Source organism: Streptomyces graminilatus, from assembly GCF_001418565.1.
Taxonomy (GTDB): Bacteria; Actinomycetota; Actinomycetes; order Streptomycetales; family Streptomycetaceae; genus Streptomyces; species Streptomyces graminilatus.
Genome location: NZ_LIQQ01000284.1, coordinates 1 through 18229 on the forward strand (window position 1 = coordinate 1; position 18229 = coordinate 18229).

General features: G+C 68.8%; 12 protein-coding genes and 1 pseudogene. 6 read left to right on the forward strand and 7 right to left on the reverse strand.

From position 1 onward, the window contains the following. Positions 1-227: pseudogene (locus AOK08_RS23910) on the reverse strand (site-2 protease family protein); the annotation flags it as partial. A gap of 179 nt (positions 228-406) precedes the next feature. Between AOK08_RS23910 and AOK08_RS23915 the strand changes: the two are divergent. Beyond that, positions 407-1285, forward strand: coding sequence for a RecB family exonuclease (locus AOK08_RS23915; protein WP_055529684.1), 879 nt, complete (start codon positions 407-409; stop codon positions 1283-1285). A 214-nt stretch (positions 1286-1499) separates the two neighbouring features. Next, on the forward strand, positions 1500-2171 hold the full coding sequence (locus AOK08_RS23920; protein ID WP_055529669.1) for a response regulator: 672 nt from the start codon (positions 1500-1502) through the stop codon (positions 2169-2171). A 78-nt stretch (positions 2172-2249) separates the two neighbouring features. On the opposite strand, the gene AOK08_RS23925 is transcribed toward AOK08_RS23920, so the two are convergent. From AOK08_RS23925 to metH, 4 genes are all read right to left on the reverse strand, one after another. Beyond that, on the reverse strand, positions 2250-3830 hold the full coding sequence (locus tag AOK08_RS23925; RefSeq protein ID WP_055529670.1) for an ABC transporter substrate-binding protein: 1581 nt from the start codon (positions 3828-3830) through the stop codon (positions 2250-2252). Positions 3831-3916: 86 nt separating this feature from the next. Then, on the reverse strand, positions 3917-5524 hold the full coding sequence (locus AOK08_RS23930; protein ID WP_055529671.1) for an ABC transporter substrate-binding protein: 1608 nt from the start codon (positions 5522-5524) through the stop codon (positions 3917-3919). 464 nt (positions 5525-5988) lie between these two features. Then, positions 5989-6690, reverse strand: coding sequence for an HAD family hydrolase (locus AOK08_RS23935; RefSeq protein ID WP_055529672.1), 702 nt, complete (start codon positions 6688-6690; stop codon positions 5989-5991). Positions 6691-6805: 115 nt separating this feature from the next. Then, a complete protein-coding gene (metH, locus tag AOK08_RS23940; protein ID WP_055529673.1) occupies positions 6806-10321 on the reverse strand; it encodes a methionine synthase in 3516 nt (1171 codons plus the stop codon). Between the two features lie 315 nt (positions 10322-10636). Between metH and AOK08_RS23945 the strand changes: the two genes are divergently transcribed. The 4 genes from AOK08_RS23945 to AOK08_RS23960 all read left to right on the forward strand — a co-directional run bounded on the left by AOK08_RS23945 (position 10637) and on the right by AOK08_RS23960 (position 15786). Beyond that, on the forward strand, positions 10637-11401 hold the full coding sequence (locus tag AOK08_RS23945; protein ID WP_055529675.1) for an IclR family transcriptional regulator: 765 nt from the start codon (positions 10637-10639) through the stop codon (positions 11399-11401). 326 nt (positions 11402-11727) lie between these two features. Then, positions 11728-12513, forward strand: coding sequence for an MIP/aquaporin family protein (locus AOK08_RS23950; protein WP_055529677.1), 786 nt, complete (start codon positions 11728-11730; stop codon positions 12511-12513). Between the two features lie 80 nt (positions 12514-12593). After that, a complete protein-coding gene (gene glpK, locus AOK08_RS23955; RefSeq protein ID WP_055529679.1) occupies positions 12594-14162 on the forward strand; it encodes a glycerol kinase GlpK in 1569 nt (522 codons plus the stop codon). Between the two features lie 7 nt (positions 14163-14169). Beyond that, positions 14170-15786 (forward strand): glycerol-3-phosphate dehydrogenase/oxidase, encoded by a 1617-nt coding sequence (locus tag AOK08_RS23960; RefSeq protein WP_055529681.1) that lies wholly within the window; start codon positions 14170-14172, stop codon positions 15784-15786. 108 nt (positions 15787-15894) lie between these two features. Here the strand turns inward: AOK08_RS23960 and mtnK are convergent, their stop codons facing one another. Both mtnK and AOK08_RS23970 read right to left on the reverse strand, forming a co-directional pair. Then, complete coding sequence (gene mtnK, locus AOK08_RS23965) at positions 15895-17064, reverse strand: S-methyl-5-thioribose kinase (RefSeq protein ID WP_055529682.1); 1170 nt, start codon at positions 17062-17064, stop codon at positions 15895-15897. 11 nt (positions 17065-17075) lie between these two features. Then, the gene (locus tag AOK08_RS23970; protein WP_055529683.1) at positions 17076-18122 is read right to left on the reverse strand and encodes an ABC transporter permease; all 1047 of its coding nucleotides are present in this window, start codon (positions 18120-18122) and stop codon (positions 17076-17078) included. Positions 18123-18229 lie beyond the last annotated feature (107 nt).

Consider the following 18229-nt stretch of genomic DNA (forward strand, 5'->3'; position numbering starts at 1 on the left):
GGGGTGGCCGGTCTGGTGGGTTCCGGGGTGGCCTGGTCGCCGGTGCCGGTGGGCTCGTCGGCCGGCGTGGGTTTCGTGTCGGGCTTCGCCGTGTCCGCGACCCGGGTGTCGGTCGTCGCGGATTCGGGGTGGGTGGGGTCGGTGGTCGGCGCCGAACCGCCGGTGTGGCGGTCGGTCGGCTGGTCGTTGCCGGAGCGCGGCTGTCCGCTCCCGCCGCTCTCGTCCACGGTGTCCCCTTGTCGGATGCGTCTCCCTTTTCCGCTCCGGGGCGGAAGGGCCTCGGGTCGATGGTATGCGGCCGTCGCCACGGGTTCCGCCCCGGCACCCCCTGTGTTCGCCGGGGTGTTGTGGTCGGAACACGACGGCGAGGGGGTCACTGTCAGTGGTGGGCCGTATGGTCGTTGTCATGGAAATGAGCACCGAGGGCGCCGCCGAGTCCGTCTCGCCGGTCGTGCCGCCCGCCGCGCCGGCGTCGCTGTCGCCCTCACGGGCCAGTGACTTCATGCAGTGTCCGCTGCTGTACAGGTTCCGGGTGATCGACCGGTTGCCGGAGAAGCCGAGTGAGGCGGCGACGAGAGGCACGCTGGTGCACGCCGTGCTTGAGCGGCTGTTCGATTCCCCGGCGGCCGAACGGACGGTGCCGCGGGCGAAGTCGCTGATCCCGGGTCAGTGGGACCGGCTGCGGGAGTCGCGGCCGGAGGTGGTGGAGCTGTTCGCGGACGATCCGGAGGGGGAGCGGCTGGCGCGGTGGCTGGGTGAGGCGGAGCAGCTGGTCGAGCGCTGGTTCGGGCTGGAGGATCCGACGCGTCTCGAGCCGGCCGAGCGTGAGCTGTTCGTCGAGGCGGAACTGGATTCGGGGCTGAGGCTGCGCGGGATCATCGACCGGGTCGATGTGGCGCCCACGGGTGAGGTGCGGATCGTCGACTACAAGACGGGGAAGGCGCCGCGTGCGGAGTACGCGGACGGTGCGCTGTTCCAGATGAAGTTCTACGCGTTGGTCGTGTGGCGCTTGAAGAACGTGGTGCCGCGGCGGCTTCAGCTTGTGTATCTCGGCAGTGGGGACGTGTTGACGTACGACCCGGTCGTGGCTGATCTGGAGCGGGTGGAGCGGAAGTTGCACGCGTTGTGGGAGGCGATTCGGGAGGCCACGGAGACGGGGGTCTGGCGGGCTCGGCCCACGAAGCTGTGCGGGTGGTGTGATCACCAGGCTGTTTGTCCCGAGTTCGGGGGGACTCCCCCGCCGTATCCGTTGCCGGTGCGGTTGGCTCCGCCGGGAGGGTCGTGAGTACGTGCGGGCCCGGTGGGGGCTTGTCGCGCAGTTCCCCGCGCCCCTGAAAGCACGACGGTGGTCGCGCCCGCGCGGCGGAGCCGCATGTGACACAGCCCCGCGCCCCTGAAAGAACAGCGCGGCGGAGCCGCAAGTGACATGGCTCCGCGCCCTGTTCAGGGGTGTGTTGCCGCACAGGGCAGAATGGGGTGGCCTAGTTAAGGAGACCTACGTGGCTATCCGCGTCCTGCTTGTCGATGACCAGCCGCTGTTGCGTACCGGGTTCCGGATGATTCTGGAGGCCGAGCAGGACATCGCGGTGGTCGGCGAGGCCGGAGACGGTCTTCAGGCGATCGACCAGGTGCGTGCCCTGCAGCCCGATGTGGTTCTGATGGACATCCGTATGCCGCGGATGGACGGTGTGGAGGCGACCCGGCAGATCACCGGGCCGGGGCGGGACGGGCCGGCGAAGGTGCTGGTGCTGACGACCTTCGATCTCGACGAGTACGTGGTGGAGGCGTTGCGGGCGGGTGCCAGTGGCTTCCTGCTGAAGGACGCGCCGGCGAACGAGCTGGTGCAGGCGATCCGGGTGGTGGCCTCGGGTGAGGCGATGCTCGCGCCGAGCATCACGCGTCGTCTGCTGGACAAGTACGCCGGTCATCTGCCGTCGGGCGACGAGCCGGTGCCGGACGCGCTGCACACGTTGACCGAGCGTGAGGTCGAGGTGCTGAAGCTGGTGGCGCGTGGGCTGTCGAACGCGGAGATCGCCGCCGACCTGTTCGTCAGTGAGACGACGGTCAAGACGCATGTCGGGCATGTGCTGACCAAGCTGGGGCTGCGTGACCGGGTGCAGGCGGCGGTGTACGCGTACGAGAGCGGCCTGGTGCGTCCCGGCGCGCAGTGAGCCGTGAGCCGTGATCCGTAACGGTGAGGGCGCCCCTTCCTGGACGGAAGGGGCGCCCTCGTCAGTGTGCGGGCCGGGTCAGCCCTTCTTGATCTCCCAGAAGCGGAAGACGGTCGAGGCGTCGAGGCAGTACTCCAGGCCGTAGACGTTGTCGCGGACGACGGCGTACTGCTTGGCCTGCCAGATGGGGAGGACCGGGATCTCCTTGGCGACGATGTCCTGGAGCCGGCCGAAGTCCGCGTCGGTGGCGGAGCGGTCGCTCTCGGCGGCGGTGCCGGGGATCAGGGTGTCGGTGATGGTGGTGTTGGTGAAGTTGTTGCCGAGTACGTTGCCCTTGCCGAAGAAGGGGGCGGTGAAGTTGTCGGCGTCGGGGTAGTCCGGCACCCAGCCCTTCACGTACACGCCGTACTTGCCGGCTTCGATGTCCTTCTCGTACTGCGCGTAGGGCACGGACTTGACGGTCGCCTCGAACAGGCCGCTGGCGTTGAGCTGCTTGGCGATGGCCTCGAACTCGTCGTCGGTGGCGGGGCCGTAGCGGGACGGGGTCGACCAGAGGGTCAGCTTGACCTTCTCGGTGATGCCGTCGGCGCGGAGGGCCGCCTCGGCCGCCGCCTTGGAGGGGCGGGCGCCGTAGGTGTCGAAGAAGGCCGTGTTGTGGCCGGCTATGCCCGCCGGGATGATCGAGTAGAGGGGGGTCGCCGTGTCCTCGTAGACCTGGTCGACGAGGGCCTCGCGGTCGAGGAGGTAGGCGATGGCCTTGCGTACGCCGACCTTTCCGGCGACCGGGTCGTCCATGTTGAAGACGAGGTGCTGGACCTCGGCGCTGGTGCCCTCGACGATGTTGGTGCCCGCGCTGCCGCTGGCCTTCTCGATGTCGGCTATGTCGCCGGCCCGCAGGCCTCGGTAGGCGATGTCGATGTCCTTGTCGACGATCGCCTGCTTCAGCTTGGTCTGGTCGCCGTGGAAGAACTCCAGGGTGATGCCGGAGTTCTGGACCTCGGCGGTGCCCTTGTAGTTCGGGTTGACGGAGAAGACCGCGTCGTCCTTGCCGAACGAGTCGAGCTTGTAGGGGCCCGAACCGACGGCCTCGCCGTCCTTGCGCAGCCCGTCCTCGTCGTACTGCTCGTGGTCGACGATGGAACCGGCGCCGGAGGCGAGCTTGCTGGGGAAGGTGGCGTCGGGCACCTTGAGGTTGAAGACGACGGTCTTCTCGTCCGGGGTGGCCACCGAGCCCAGCATCGGGAACATGATCGCGGGGCCCGCGTCGTCGTTGATCTTCAGCATGCGGTCGAAGGAGAACTTGACGTCCTTCGAGGTGAGCGAGTCACCGTTGCTGAACTTCAGGCCGTCGCGCAGGGTGCACTTGTACACCTTGGTCTGCGTGTCGCTGAAGGCGCACTCCTTGGCAGCCTCGGGCTGCGGTTCGGTCCCCCCGTTGGGGAAGCTCAGCAACGACTGGAAGACGTTGTTGAACAACAGCCAGGAGCCTGGGTCGTAGCCCGAGGCGGGATCGGTGGCCAGGACGTCGTCGGACATACCGATCACCACGGTGGAGCCGTCGGCCCCCGAGCCGCCGTTCTCCGAGCCGCATCCGGTCAGCAGGCCGGAAGCCAGCCCCGCCGCGAGGGGCAGAACTGGCCACTGGTTGCGCAGATTCACGTGGAAGTGCCTTGTCGTCGGGTCTTCGGAACCCGGGACCGGTCCCAGCCCCGGGTCTGGATGTGCATGTCGGACGGGTGTGCTGGTCAGTTGCTCACACCACGGCCGAGTTCCCAGAGCTGGAGCGTCGCGGAGGAGTTGAGGGCTCTCTCGGCGCCGGTGATTCCGTCCCGGGCGGCAATGTACTGCTTGCCCTGCCAGAGCGGCAGAACGGGTACGTCCTCGGCCACGATGTCCTGGATGTCCGTGAGGCTCCCGGAGGCGGTGAGGCGGTCGGCCTCGCGACGGGACTCCGGGATCAGGGTGCCGCGGATCCTGGCGTTGACGTAGGGCAGGTTGAGGAAGTTGTCCTTGTCGAGGAACGGGGCGAGATAGTTGTCGGCGTCGGGGAAGTCCGGGAACCAGCCCATGCCGTAGACGTCGTACTTGCCCTTCTTCTCGGCCGGGCGGAAGGCGGACCAGGGGGCGCCCTGGATGGTGACGTCGAACAGCCCGCTGGCGTTGAGCTGCTTCCGCAGCTCCTCGAACTCCGGCTTGGTGGCCGACCCGTAGTGATCGGTCGTGTAGTGGAGGGTCAGTTTCACCGGGGTGGTGATTCCGGCCTTCTCCATCAGGCTTTTCGCCTTGCTGACGCTCGGGTCGCCGTATTTGTTGAAGAAGGAGTTCGAGTGGCCGGTGATGGTGGCCGGGACCAGCGAGTAGAGCGGCTCGGCCTGGTCGCCGTAAACCTTGGCGACGAGTTTCGCGCGGTCGATGATCTGGGCCATCGCCTGGCGGACGGCTCTGCTCTTCACCGTCGGGGCGTCGGTGTCGAAGGCGAGATAGCGGATTTCGAGACCGGGCATCTGCAGGAGGTCGATGTCGCCCTTCGAGTCCGCGTCGAGCTTGCGGATCTGGTCGGGGGACATCGTGCGGGTCATCAGGTCGATGTCGCCCTTGGAGAGCGCGGTGCCCATGGCGTCGGCGTCCGGGAAGGAACGCAGTTCGACCTTGTCGTTCTTCGGCGTCAACTGCCCTTTGTAGAGGGTGTTCTTGGTGAAGGTGGCCCGGGTGAGTTCGTCCTTCTCGACCTCGGCGTGGAGCGTGTACGGGCCGGAGCCGTCGACGTCGAAGCCGTCGCGCAGCTTGTCCTTGTCGTAGTCGGCCGGGTTGACGATGCCGGCGACCGGGGTGGACAGCTTGAACGGGAAGGTGGCGTCGGCGGTCTTGAGGTGGAAGATGACCTCGCGGTCGCCCTGGGTCTCGACGGTGTCGATCGTGGACAGCAGGGCGGACACACCGCTGTCGGCCTGGATCCGCAGGGCCCGGTCGATGGAGAACTTCACATCGGAGGCCTTGACGGGGTCACCGTTGGAGAATGCGAGGCCCTTGCGCAGGGTGCAGGCGTAGCGCTCGTTGCCGGTGTCGGTGAAGGCGCACTTCTCGGCGGCGTCGGGCACCGGTTCGCCGTCGCCGGTCGGCTGGACCATGAGGGTCTGCACGGTCTGGCGCAGGATGTTCCAGGTGCCCACGTCGTAGGCGTAGGCCGGGTCGATCGGCGCCGGGGCGTCCTTCGAGGCGGTGAACCGGTCCGTGGTGCCGACGACGATCGCGTCGCCGCCGCCACTGCTCCCGCCTTCGACCGAGCCGCAGGCGGCCAGCACCGGGGCGAGGAGGCCGACCACTGTCGGCAGCACCAAGGTCTTGCGGTTCATGCTGGGGGTTCTCCAGGCTGTCGATCCCTGGGACCCGGCGGGTGTGGGGGGACGCGCGGGTGAGGGATTGTGTAGATGTTCTCGACGAGGTTAGTGCGGACCGCGCAGGGGCCCGCATGCGGCTGGAGTCGGGGGCTCATCACGCTGCGAAACCGGGTGTGGACGCACCGAAAAACCGACAGCGGAAGGATTCCGTGCATGATCCCCTTAAACGGGACACAAGGACGTGCCAAGCACTCCCGAACGAGGTGCTTGTACACGGCACTTGTCGCCTGTCGAGCCCTCGGCGCGTGGCGAACCTCACACGTTTGAAGGCGGTGGGCGCTTACGTGAATTCGCCGCAGGAGATCAACATCGGGGCGCATTTCTCATTTGGCGGTGTGCCCGTTCATCCACGCGTTTTCCCGCATTCGATCAGGCACACTCGGTAAACGCGTCAGCGCATTTCCGTCATCGGCCGGTCGTCATCGGCCGTTGCTCATCAGCCCGTGCAGAAAGGGCAGATCGACTTCTTCCAGCGAGGTCACGATCGTGCGGCGCACACCGGGGGCGATGGGCGCGATCGACGGTACGGCCACGACGTGGCAGCCTGCGGCCTCGGCGGCGGCCACCCCGGTCGCCGTGTCCTCGACGACGGCGCATCTCGCCGGGTCGGCGCCGAGTCCGGCGGCGGCGATCAGATAGGGGTCGGGGTGCGGCTTCGTACGCTCCACCTCGTCCCCGGCGATGCTCAGGGCGAAGTGGTGCGCGCCCAGGGAGGCCAGGACGCGGTCGATGATCCGGCGGTGCGAGGCGGAGACGAGGGCCGTGGGGATCTCGTGCGCGGAGAGTTCGGAGAGGAGGCGGGCGGCGCCCGGCATCAGGGGCAGGGCGCGGCCGATACGGTCCTCGAAGCCGTCGTTGAGCAGGACCGACAGCTCGGCGAAGGTGATGTCGGCGCCGGTGGCCTCGATGAGGAATCCGGCGCTGCGGGTCATGGGGCCGCCGACCACGACGTGCCGCCAGGAGTCGTCGAGGGTGTGACCGAGGCCGGCGAAGATCTCGACCTCGACGTCCCACCAGAACCCCTCGGTGTCCACCAGGGTGCCGTCCATGTCGAGGAGTACGGCCTGCAGTGCTGAGCCTTCGGCCGTACGGGTTCCGAGCGCGGGGACCGTGCTTGTCATCCTGGCGTACCTCCTTGAGGGACATCAGGCCGGTTGCCCCTGAGTGCACAGAGGGCAACCGGCCTGCGGTGGACCGTCAAGTGTACGTCGTGTCCGATCAACGCGCCCGGAAGGCTCAGCGGGCGTTGAAGTACTTCGCCTCGGGGTGGTGGATGACGATGGCGTCGGTGGACTGTTCGGGGTGGAGCTGGAACTCCTCGGAGAGGTGGACGCCGATGCGCTCGGGCTGGAGGAGGTCGGCGATCTTGGCGCGGTCCTCCAGGTCGGGGCAGGCGCCGTAGCCGAGGGAGAAGCGGGCGCCCCGGTACTTGAGGGCGAACATGTCTTCGACGTCGGCCGGGTCCTCGCCGGCGAAGCCGAGTTCGGAGCGGACGCGTGCGTGCCAGTACTCGGCGAGGGCCTCGGCGAGCTGGACGGACAGGCCGTGCAGTTCGAGGTAGTCGCGGTAGGAGTTCGACTCGAAGAGCTTGGCGGTCTCCTCGCCGATCCGGTTGCCGACTGTGACGATCTGGAGGCCGACGACGTCCGTCTCGCCGGACTCCTCCGGGCGGAAGAAGTCGGCCAGGCACAGGCGGCGGCCCCGGCGCTGGCGCGGGAACGTGAAGCGTGTGCGTTCGTTGCCCTGGTCGTCGAGGATGATCAGGTCGTCGTCCTTGGAGACGCACGGGAAGTAGCCGTAGACGACGGCCGCCTCCAGCAGGGACTCCGTCTGGAGCTTGTCCAGGAGGCCGCGCAGGCGGGGGCGGCCCTCGGTCTCGGCCAGCTCCTCGTAGGTGGGGCCGTCGCCGGTGCGGGCCTGCTTGAGGCCCCACTGGCCCTTGAAGAGGGCGCCCTCGTCGAGCCAGCTCGCGTACTCCTTGAGCTGGATGCCCTTGATGACCCGCGTCCCCTGGAAGGGCGGGGTGGGGACCGGGTTGTCGGTGGCGACGTCGGAGCGGACGTGCCCCTCCTCGGGGCGCTCCTCGACCTCCACGGCGGCGCTCGGACGGACGCGGCGCTGCTTGAGTTCGGGGAGCTTGGCGCCGGGGACGCCGCGCTTGACGCCGATCAGGGCGTCCATCAGGCGCAGGCCCTCGAAGGCGTCGCGGGCGTAGCGGACCTCGCCCTCGTAGATCTCGTGGAGGTCCTGTTCGACGTAGGCCCGGGTGAGGGCGGCGCCGCCGAGGATCACCGGGTAGTCGGCGGCCAGCTTGCGCTGGTTGAGTTCCTGGAGGTTCTCCTTCATGATCACGGTCGATTTCACGAGGAGCCCGGACATGCCGATGACGTCGGCCTTGTGCTCCTGCGCGGCTTCGAGGATCGCGGAGACCGGCTGCTTGATGCCGATGTTGACGACGGTGTAGCCGTTGTTGGTGAGGATGATGTCGACGAGGTTCTTGCCGATGTCGTGGACGTCGCCGCGGACCGTGGCCAGCACGATGGTGCCCTTGCCCTCGTCGTCCGTCTTCTCCATGTGCGGTTCGAGGTGGGCGACGGCCGTCTTCATGACCTCGGCGGACTGCAGGACGAACGGGAGCTGCATCTGGCCGGAGCCGAAGAGCTCGCCGACGACCTTCATGCCCTCCAGGAGGGTGTCGTTGACGATGTCGAGGGCGGGGCGGCTCGTCAGGGCCTCGTCGAGGTCGGCCTCCAGGCCGTTGCGCTCGCCGTCGATGATGCGGCGCTGGAGCCGTTCGTCCAGGGGCAGGGCGAGGAGTTCCTCGGCGCGGCCGTCCTTCATGGACTTGGTGTTGACGCCCTCGAACAGGGCCATCAGCTTCTGCAGCGGGTCGTAGCCCTCCGCGCGCCGGTCGTAGATCAGGTCGAGGGCGGTGCCCACCTGCTCGTCGTCGAAGCGGGCGATCGGCAGGATCTTCGAGGCGTGGACGATCGCCGAGTCCAGACCGGCCTTGACGCACTCGTCGAGGAAGACGGAGTTCAGCAGCACGCGGGCGGCCGGGTTCAGGCCGAAGGAGATGTTGGACAGGCCGAGCGTGGTCTGGACGTCCGGGTGGCGGCGCTTGAGCTCGCGGATCGACTCGATCGTGGCGATGCCGTCCTTGCGGGACTCTTCCTGGCCGGTGCAGATGGTGAAGGTGAGGGTGTCGATGAGGATGTCCGACTCGCGGATCCCCCAGTTCGTCGTCAGGTCCTCGATCAGGCGTTCGGCGATGGCGACCTTGTGCTCGACGGTGCGGGCCTGGCCCTCCTCGTCGATGGTCAGCGCGATCAGGGCGGCGCCGTGCTCCTGGGCCAGTCGGGTGACCTTGGCGAAGCGGGAATCCGGTCCGTCGCCGTCCTCGTAGTTCACGGAGTTGATGACGGCCCGGCCGCCGAGCTTCTCCAGGCCGGCCTGGAGGACGGGCACCTCGGTGGAGTCCAGGACGATCGGCAGGGTGGAGGCGGTCGCGAAGCGGCCCGCGAGTTCCTGCATGTCGGCGACGCCGTCGCGGCCCACGTAGTCCACGCAGAGGTCGAGCATGTGCGCGCCCTCGCGGATCTGGTCGCGGGCCATCTCGACGCAGTCGTCCCAGCGGGCCTCCAGCATGGCCTCGCGGAACTTCTTGGACCCGTTGGCGTTGGTGCGCTCACCGATCGCCATGTACGAGGTGTCCTGGCGGAAGGGGACCGTCTGGTAGAGCGAGGCGGCGCCGGGTTCCGGCTGGGGGCTGCGTTCGGTGACGGCCGCGCCGCGGACCCGCTCCACGACCTCGCGCAGGTGTTCGGGGGTCGTACCGCAGCAGCCGCCGACCAGGGAGAGTCCGTACTCGCGGACGAAGTTGTCCTGGGCGTCGGCGAGCTCGGGGGCGCCCAGCGGGTAGTACGCGCCGTCCTTGGTCAGGACGGGCAGACCGGCGTTGGGCATACAGGAGAGCGGGATGCGGGCGTTGCGCGCGAGGTAGCGCAGGTGCTCGCTCATCTCGGCGGGGCCCGTGGCGCAGTTCAGGCCGATCATGTCGATGCCCAGCGGCTCCAGCGCGGTCAGTGCCGCGCCGATCTCCGAGCCGAGCAGCATGGTGCCGGTGGTCTCGACGGTGACGGAGCAGATCAGCGGGACGGTGTGGCCCAGCGCCGCCATGGCCCGGTGGGCGCCGATGATGGCGGACTTGGTCTGCAGGAGGTCCTGGGTGGTCTCGACGAGCAGCGCGTCGGCGCCGCCGGAGAGCAGGCCCTCGGCGTTGACCTGGTAGGCGTCCCTGATCTGCGCGTAGGTGATGTGGCCGAGCGTGGGCAGCTTGGTGCCGGGGCCCATGGAGCCCAGCACCCAGCGCTGCTCGCCGGTGGAGACGGTGAACTCGTCGGCGACCTCGCGGGCGATGCGGGCGCCGGCCTCGGACAGTTCGAAGTTGCGTTCGGCGATGTCGTACTCGGCGAGGGCGGCGAGGTTGGCGCCGAAGGTGTTGGTCTCGACGCAGTCGACGCCCACCGAGAAGTACGCCTCGTGCACGGAGCGGACGATGTCGGGGCGGGTGATGTTGAGGACCTCGTTGCAGCCTTCGAGGTTCTCGAAGTCGGCGAGCGTCGGGTCCTGTGCCTGCAACATGGTGCCCATCGCACCGTCGGCCACCACCACTCGGGTGGCGAGTGCGTCCCGGAGGGCGGACGCACGGGTCCTGCTGTCGTTGGAAGGGGCGGACGGCGAGGCGGCCATGTAAGGGCTCCCTGGAGTGCGACGGCTGTCGGCTTTGCGCCCACTTGGGAAGGGCGCACGCGGCCAGGGTAGCCCGGTGCGGGGCCGTATGGTCAGGACGTCCACGGGACGGACGTACGTGGCGCGCCGTCCGTGGCCGAAAGCCGACGGGTGCGACGGGTGCACGCGGGGCGGCGTCGGGATGTACGTGGGTTGTAACAGGTGTCGACGAGTCATTGGCGGGCGGTCGGCATGGACCGGTAGTGTTCGACATTGCCGAACGGCGGCAGCGAACGCCGGTTGCTGGCGGTCGAAGGGGACGGAGGCAGGACGGCGATGGCACGGAACATCCAGTCGCTCGAACGGGCGGCGGCGATGCTGCGGCTCCTCGCGGGCGGCGAGCGTCGGCTGGGCCTCTCGGACATCGCCTCGTCCCTCGGCCTCGCCAAGGGCACCGCCCACGGCATCCTGCGCACCCTCCAGCAGGAGGGCTTCGTCGAGCAGGAGGCCGCGTCCGGGCGCTACCAGCTGGGCGCCGAGCTGCTGCGCCTGGGCACCACCTATCTGGACGTCCACGAGCTGCGCGCGCGTGCCCTGGTGTGGACCGACGACCTGGCCCGTTCCAGCGGCGAGAGCGTCCACCTGGGCGTCCTGCACCAGCGGGGCGTGCTGATCGTGCACCACGTCTTCCGCCCCGACGACAGCCGGCAGGTGCTGGAGGTCGGGGCCATGCAGCCCCTGCACTCCACGGCCCTGGGCAAGGTCCTGTCGGCCTACGACCCGGTCGCGCACAGCGAGGTCCTGGAGGCCGAGCGCCTGTCGTTCACCGACCGGACCATCAGCGACCTGGACGGCTTCGAGGGCGTCCTGGACCTCACCCGCGCGCGCGGGTACGCGGCCGACGTCGAGGAGACCTGGGAGGGCGTCGCGTCCATCGCCGCCCCCATCCACGACCGGCGGCGGATGCCGGTCGGCGCGGTGGGCGTCACCGGCGCGGTGGAACGGCTGTGCCGGGAGGGCGAGCTGCGGCCGGAGCTGATCGCGGCGGTGCGGGACTGCGCCCGCGCGGTGTCACGGGACCTTGGCGCGGGACGCTTCTGACGGGTTGTGCCGCTCTGCGGCCCTCTCGCGGCCTCCGCGATCCCCGTACAAGAATGGCCGGGACATCTGGGATGTTCCGGCCCTTTTCGTGTGCGTTGCGTGCACGCGTGGACGCGGGTCGCGACCGGCGGAAGATCCATGGCTCAAATCGATCAATAACGATCGTGTTTTCAATAACAGAGCTCTTGACGCGCCCGTAACACCACGGCAAGACTCCCGTCCATCGGTCGACATTGTCGAACACCGAACGGCAATAGGCGTTAGAGTGTGACAACGCCAAGGGCCGGCAGCTCTCCCCCCTGGAACGAAGGACAAAGGAGTCGCGGGTGTCCAGCTCCGACATCTTCATCGGCGAGACCATCGGTACCGCCATACTCATCCTGCTCGGCGGCGGCGTGTGCGCCGCCGTGACGCTGAAGGCCTCCAAGGCCCGCAACGCCGGCTGGCTCGCCATCACCTTCGGGTGGGGTTTCGCCGTTCTCACGGCCGTCTACACCTCTGCGCCGCTCTCCGGCGCCCATCTCAACCCGGCCGTCACCCTCGCGCTCGCGCTGAAGAAGAACGGCATCGCCTGGAGTGACGTACCGATCTACTGGGGTGGTCAGCTCCTCGGCGCCATGATCGGCGCCTCCCTGGTCTGGATCGCCTACTACGGCCAGTTCCACGCGCACCTGACCGACAAGGACGTCGTCGGCACTCCGGGCAAGAAGTCCGTCGAGGCGCGGGAGAAGGGGGCCGGTCCGGTCCTGGGAATCTTCTCCACCGGTCCCGAGATCCGCGTCGCCTGGCAGAACATCGCGACCGAGGTCATCGGCACGATCGTGCTGGTGCTCGCCGTCCTCACGCAGGGCCTCAACGACAGTGGCAAGGGCCTCGGTGTCCTCGGCGCCCTGATCACCTCGCTCGTCGTCGTCTCCATCGGTCTGTCCCTCGGTGGCCCGACCGGCTACGCGATCAACCCGGCCCGTGACCTCGGTCCGCGCATCGTGCACGCACTCCTGCCGCTGCCCAACAAGGGTGGCTCCGACTGGTCCTACGCCTGGATCCCCGTGGCCGGTCCGCTGATCGGCGGCGCCATCGCTGCGGGCCTCTACAACGTCGCCTTTGCTTAGAGCAGCCGGACCGCCAGCACAGCCTTGAGCAGCAACGCCGTAAGCCAGCCACTTACCCACGGACCACTCAGGAGCACACAGTGACCGACGCGCACACCGCCGCCACGCATTCCCACGGCGCAGGGCCGTTCATTGCGGCCATCGACCAGGGCACCACCTCCAGCCGCTGCATCGTCTTCGACCGGGACGGCCGCATCGTCTCCGTCGACCAGAAGGAGCACGAGCAGATCTTCCCGAAGCCGGGCTGGGTGGAGCACGACGCCACCGAGATCTGGACGAACGTCGAGGAGGTCGTCGCCGGAGCCGTCTCCAAGGCCGGCATCACCCGCGACGACATCAAGGCCATCGGCATCACCAACCAGCGCGAGACGACGCTGCTGTGGGACAAGAACACCGGTGAGCCCGTCCACAACGCCATCGTCTGGCAGGACACCCGTACCGACACGCTCTGCAAGGAGCTGGGCCGCAATGTCGGGCAGGACCGCTTCCGCCGCGAGACCGGCCTCCCGCTGGCCTCGTACTTCGCCGGCCCCAAGGCCCGCTGGCTGCTCGACAACGTCGAGGGCCTGCGCGAGCGCGCCGAGGCCGGGGACATCCTCTTCGGCACCATGGACACCTGGGTCATCTGGAACCTGACGGGCGGTGTCAACGGCGGTCACCACGTCACCGACGTCACCAACGCCTCCCGCACCATGCTGATGAACCTGCACACGCTGGAGTGGGACCCGAAGATCGCCGAGTCGATCGGCGTCCCGCTGTCGATGCTCCCGGAGATCCGCTCCTCCGCCGAGGTGTACGGCGAGGTCACCGGCGGCAAGCTGGGCGACCTGCTCGGCGGGATCCCGGTCGCCTCGGCGCTCGGCGACCAGCAGGCGGCCCTGTTCGGCCAGACCTGTTTCGCCGAGGGCGAGGCCAAGTCGACGTACGGCACCGGCACCTTCATGCTGATGAACACCGGCGACAAGATCATCAACTCCTACAGCGGCCTGCTGACCACGGTCGGCTACCGCATCGGCGACCAGGCCCCGGTCTACGCCCTGGAGGGCTCGATCGCGGTCACCGGTTCGCTGGTGCAGTGGATGCGCGACCAGATGGGCCTCATCTCCACCGCCGCCGAGATCGAGACGCTCGCCTCGTCGGTCGAGGACAACGGCGGCGCCTACTTCGTGCCGGCCTTCTCCGGTCTGTTCGCCCCGTACTGGCGTTCCGACGCCCGCGGTGTGATCGCCGGCCTGACCCGGTACGTCACCAAGGCACACCTCGCGCGCGCCGTGCTGGAGGCCACCGCCTGGCAGACCCGTGAGATCACGGACGCCATGACCAAGGACTCGGGCGTCGAGCTCGCGGCCCTCAAGGTCGACGGCGGCATGACCTCCAACAACCTGCTGATGCAGACCCTCTCGGACTTCCTGGACGCCCCCGTGGTCCGTCCCATGGTCGCCGAGACGACCTGCCTCGGTGCCGCGTACGCCGCCGGTCTCGCCGTCGGCTTCTGGACCAACACCGACGACCTGCGCGCGAACTGGCGCCGGGCCGCCGAGTGGACCCCCAACATGGACGCGGAGAAGCGCGACCGTGAGTACAAGAGCTGGCTCAAGGCCGTCGAGCGGTCCATGGGCTGGCTCGAAGACAGCTCTGTCGAGGAGTAAGAAACACATGACCAGCCAGTCCACCCTGCAGTCCGTGCCTGCCCTCGGTACGCACCCGGCCTCCGGCTCGAACCCGAGCCGCGCCGAGACCCGGGAGCAGCTCTCCAAGGCGACGTACGACCTCCTCGTGATCGGCGGTGGCATCCTCGGCATCTCGACTGCCTGGCACGCCGCGCAGTCCGGTCTGCGGGTGGCGCTGGTCGACGCCGGCGACTTCGCCGGCGCCACCTCCTCCGCTTCCTCCAAGCTTCTCCACGGCGGTCTGCGCTATCTGCAGACCGGCGCGGTGAAGCTGGTGGCGGAGAACCACTTCGAGCGCCGTGCGGTGTCGCGTCAGGTGGCTCCCCACCTGGCCAATCCGCTCACGTTCTACCTCCCCGTGTACAAGGGCGGGCCGCACGGCGCGGCGAAGCTCGGGGCGGGCGTCTTCGCCTACTCCGCCCTGTCGGCGTTCGGTGACGGTGTCGGACACCTGCTGTCACCGGCCAAGGCCGCGCAGGACGTGCCCGAGCTGCGCACCGAGAACCTCAAGGCCGTGGCCGTGTACGGCGACGGTCAGATGAACGACGCGCGCATGGCGCTGATGACGGTCCGCGCGGCCGTCGAGGCGGGCGCCGTCGTGCTCAACCACGCCGAGGTGTCGGGGCTGCGCTTCACCCGGGGCCGGGTCACCGGTGCCGAGCTGCGCGACCGGCTCTCCGGTGACGACTTCGGCGTCAACGCCCGGCTCGTGCTCAACGCGACCGGCCCGTGGGTCGACCACCTGCGCAGGATGGAGAACCCGGACGCGGCGCCGTCCATCCGGCTGTCGAAGGGCGCGCACCTGGTCCTGAAGCGGACGTCCCCGTGGAAGGCCGCGCTGGCCACGCCGATCGACAAGTACCGCATCACCTTCGCGCTGCCCTGGGAGGACATGCTCCTGCTCGGCACCACCGACGAGGTGTACGAGGGCGACCCGGCGGATGTCGCGGTCACCGAGAAGGACACGGCCCAGATCCTCGACGAGGCCGCGTTCTCCGTGCGCGACCAGCAGTTGTCGCCCGACCTGATCACGTACTCCTTCGCCGGTCTGCGGGTGCTGCCCGGTGGCCCCGGTGACACGGCGAAGGCCAAGCGGGAGACGGTCGTGACCGAGGGCCGGGGCGGGATGCTGTCCGTGTCCGGCGGCAAGTGGACGACCTTCCGGCACATCGGCCGTACGGTCATGGAGAAGCTGGAGACGCTGCCCGGGCGTCCGCTGGGCGACGACTTCGAGCCCGTGTCGTCGCTGCCGAAGCATCTGCCGCTGCCCGGTGTCGCCAACCCGCGCGCCGTCGCGCACCGGCTGCTGGTGGACGGCCCGGCGCCGGGTCCCCGTATGGCCGCCGACACGGCGAAGCACCTCGCGACGCACTACGGGTCGCTGGCGTTCGACATCGCGCGGCTGGCCAACGAGAACCCCGAGCTGGGGGAGCGTGTGCATGCTGACGCGCCCGAGATCTGGGCGCAGGTTGTTTATGCGCGGGACAATGAGTGGGCGGAGACCGCGGATGACGTTTTGCGTCGTCGGACGACGCTCACTATTCGGGGGCTTGCTTCGGACGAGGTCCGGGCCAAGGTTCAGGATGTGCTTGACAAGAAGTAGCACTTTTTGAATTGCTGAAAGGGGCGGCTCCTTTTTTGGGAGCCGCCCCTTTCCGTTTGTCGTTCGTCTGCGGGTGCGTTGTGGCTTGTCGCGCAGTTCCCCGCGCCCCTAAAGACCCACTACGACCGCTCTTACATCGCTCGGGTTGGTCAGCTTCTCGCGGCGGAGGATCAGTTCTCGGCCGATTTTAAGTGCCCTGCGGGAGGCTGGGACGGGGTCCGGGAGGGTTGTCAGGTCTGTCAGGTGGGCGAAGCCGATGACGCGGCGGATGATTTCCGTGCCCGCGTAGCCCACGGAATCCGTCCAGACCCGGTGCAGGAAGCGGTCCAGGTAGGCGTCGTCGAAGAAGGTGTCGGTCCTTGTCGGCCAGAGGCGGCGGAACTCGGTCTCGAACGCGGTCCAGGACAGGGCGAGTTGGTCGGCGTGGTCGCTCAGGAGACCCAGTGCGCGCGCCCGTTCCTCCGAGACCAGGACGTTCGCCCAGTAGAGGCCGAGGTCGTAGCCGATCGGGCCGACGAAGGAGAACTCGGGGTCGAAGACCCGTACCACCGGGGCGCCTTCGCGTTCGCCGACCATGACGCTGCCGGTGTGCAGGTCGCCGTGGAGGAGGGCCTGGGCGCTCGACATGAAGGTGTGGCGGAGGTCGGCGACCTCGGTACGGAGCCTGGTGTCGGCGCGGAACTCCGTGGCCAGGTCGGTCAGGTCCGCGTGCCAGTGGTTGTGTTCGTGCTCGATGTACGGCTCGGCCAGGACCACGTCCTCGGTGATCTTGCACAGCTCCGGGCTCACCGAGGCCGCCAGGAGTGCCTTGCGGGCCGCCGACTCCATGCCGAAGTCGCTGGTGGCGAACGTCAGTTGGGCCACGAACTCGCCGATCCGGGTGGAGGTGTGCGGGCCGTACGACGCGCCGTCGTTGAGGAGGGTGCGCAGGACCTCCAGGTCCGACATGTCCTCCATGACGAGGGCGTAGTTCTCCGGGTCGTACCCGAGGATCGCCGGGATCTTGTCCGGCGCCACCTTCGCGACCTGCTCGTACGCCCGCGCCTCGGCGTCGGCGCGCTCCGGGCTCATCGGCCAGGACGGGCCGGCCACCCGGACCCAGGGCAGGGCCTGCTTGACGGCCAGTCTGCGGGTGCCGTCGGCGGACCTGGCGAGGAACACGCGGTTCATGTTGCCGTCGGAGACCTCGCGGACGGTGATGTCCGACGGGTCGGGCCAGTGGCCGCGCTCGTTCAGGTAGGCGGCGACGTCGGCCGGCTCCAGGATGCGGTAGCCCATCGTGAACTTCCTTATGCGGTGCGGCGCTTGGACAGGGTGAAGCTGAAGACCAGGGCGAGGATCAGGACCGTGCCCTCGACAACGTCCTGCGTGTAGTAGGGCAGGCCCTTGATGGTCAGGCCGGTGGTGATGATGCCGATCAGGACCGCGCCCAGGGCGGTGCCCCACACGTTCGGGCGCCCCCGGCCCAGGACGGACGTGCCGACCAGGGCCACGGCGACGGCTTCCAGGAGCTGCGAGGTGCCCGCGGAGACGTCTCCCTGGCCGATGCGCGCCGCCAGGATCAGGCCGCCGGTCGAGGCGAGGACGCCGGAGAGGACGTACGCCAGGGCCCGGTACGCCCCCACGCGGATGCCCGCCAGGCGGGAGGCCTCGGGGTTGGCGCCGATCGCGTACAGCACCCGGCCCCAGCGGGTGCGGGCCAGGAAGATCCAGGCCGCGACCGTCAGCGCGCCGAAGATGACCACGGAGACGGGGATCCCGAGGACCGTGCCCCGGTCGATGCGCAGGAAGCCGTCGGTGAACTTGCCGGGGGCCGTCGTACCGTCGGCCTGGGTCATCCCCGGGGTGATGGACTGGCCGTCGACCAGGACGAGTTTGGTGCCCTGGATGACGAACAGGGTGCCCAGGGTGGCCAGCATGTCGGGGATCTTGAGGACCACGATGAGCAGGGCGTTGAGCAGGCCCACGAGCGCTCCCGCCACGATCACGGCGATGATCGCGACCGTACCGACCTGGTTGTACGAGACCATCGTCTTCGCGGCGACGGTCACTCCGAGCCCGGCCACCGCGCCGACGGACATGTCCATCCCGCCGACGGCCATGGTGAGCGTGACACCGAGCCCGAGGATCGCGGCGACGGAGACGTACCGCAGGGTGTCGAGCAGGGTCGCGGAGTCCCGGAAGGACGGCTCGCTCAGCGCGAAGTACGCGAAGAGGGTGACGGTGACGAAGATGAAGCCGTACTTGATGACCGCGTTCTGGACGCGCGGTCCGGCGGCGGCGAGCGTCGACGCGGTCGCCGTCTTCGCGGGGGCGGCGCTTTGGGTGGTGGTCATGGGGTGCTGCTTCCTGGGATGGCGGGGGCGATGAAGCCGGCGTGGGGTTGGGCGGTTGTTCGGGTGCGGGCCGGTGGGGGCTGGTCGCCCAGTTCCCCGCGCCCCTT

Excerpts from the sequence above, each read along its gene's own strand:
- AOK08_RS23970 (WP_055529683.1), bottom strand. The coding sequence starts at position 18,122 with ATGACCACCACCCAAAGCGCCGCCCCCGCGAAGACGGCGACCGCGTCG.
- mtnK (WP_055529682.1), bottom strand. The coding sequence starts at position 17,064 with ATGGGCTACCGCATCCTGGAGCCGGCCGACGTCGCCGCCTACCTGAAC.
- AOK08_RS23915 (WP_055529684.1), top strand. The coding sequence starts at position 407 with ATGGAAATGAGCACCGAGGGCGCCGCCGAGTCCGTCTCGCCGGTCGTG.
- AOK08_RS23960 (WP_055529681.1), top strand. The coding sequence starts at position 14,170 with ATGACCAGCCAGTCCACCCTGCAGTCCGTGCCTGCCCTCGGTACGCAC.
- AOK08_RS23935 (WP_055529672.1), bottom strand. The coding sequence starts at position 6,690 with ATGACAAGCACGGTCCCCGCGCTCGGAACCCGTACGGCCGAAGGCTCA.
- AOK08_RS23930 (WP_055529671.1), bottom strand. The coding sequence starts at position 5,524 with ATGAACCGCAAGACCTTGGTGCTGCCGACAGTGGTCGGCCTCCTCGCC.
- AOK08_RS23945 (WP_055529675.1), top strand. The coding sequence starts at position 10,637 with ATGGCACGGAACATCCAGTCGCTCGAACGGGCGGCGGCGATGCTGCGG.
- metH (WP_055529673.1), bottom strand. The coding sequence starts at position 10,321 with ATGGCCGCCTCGCCGTCCGCCCCTTCCAACGACAGCAGGACCCGTGCG.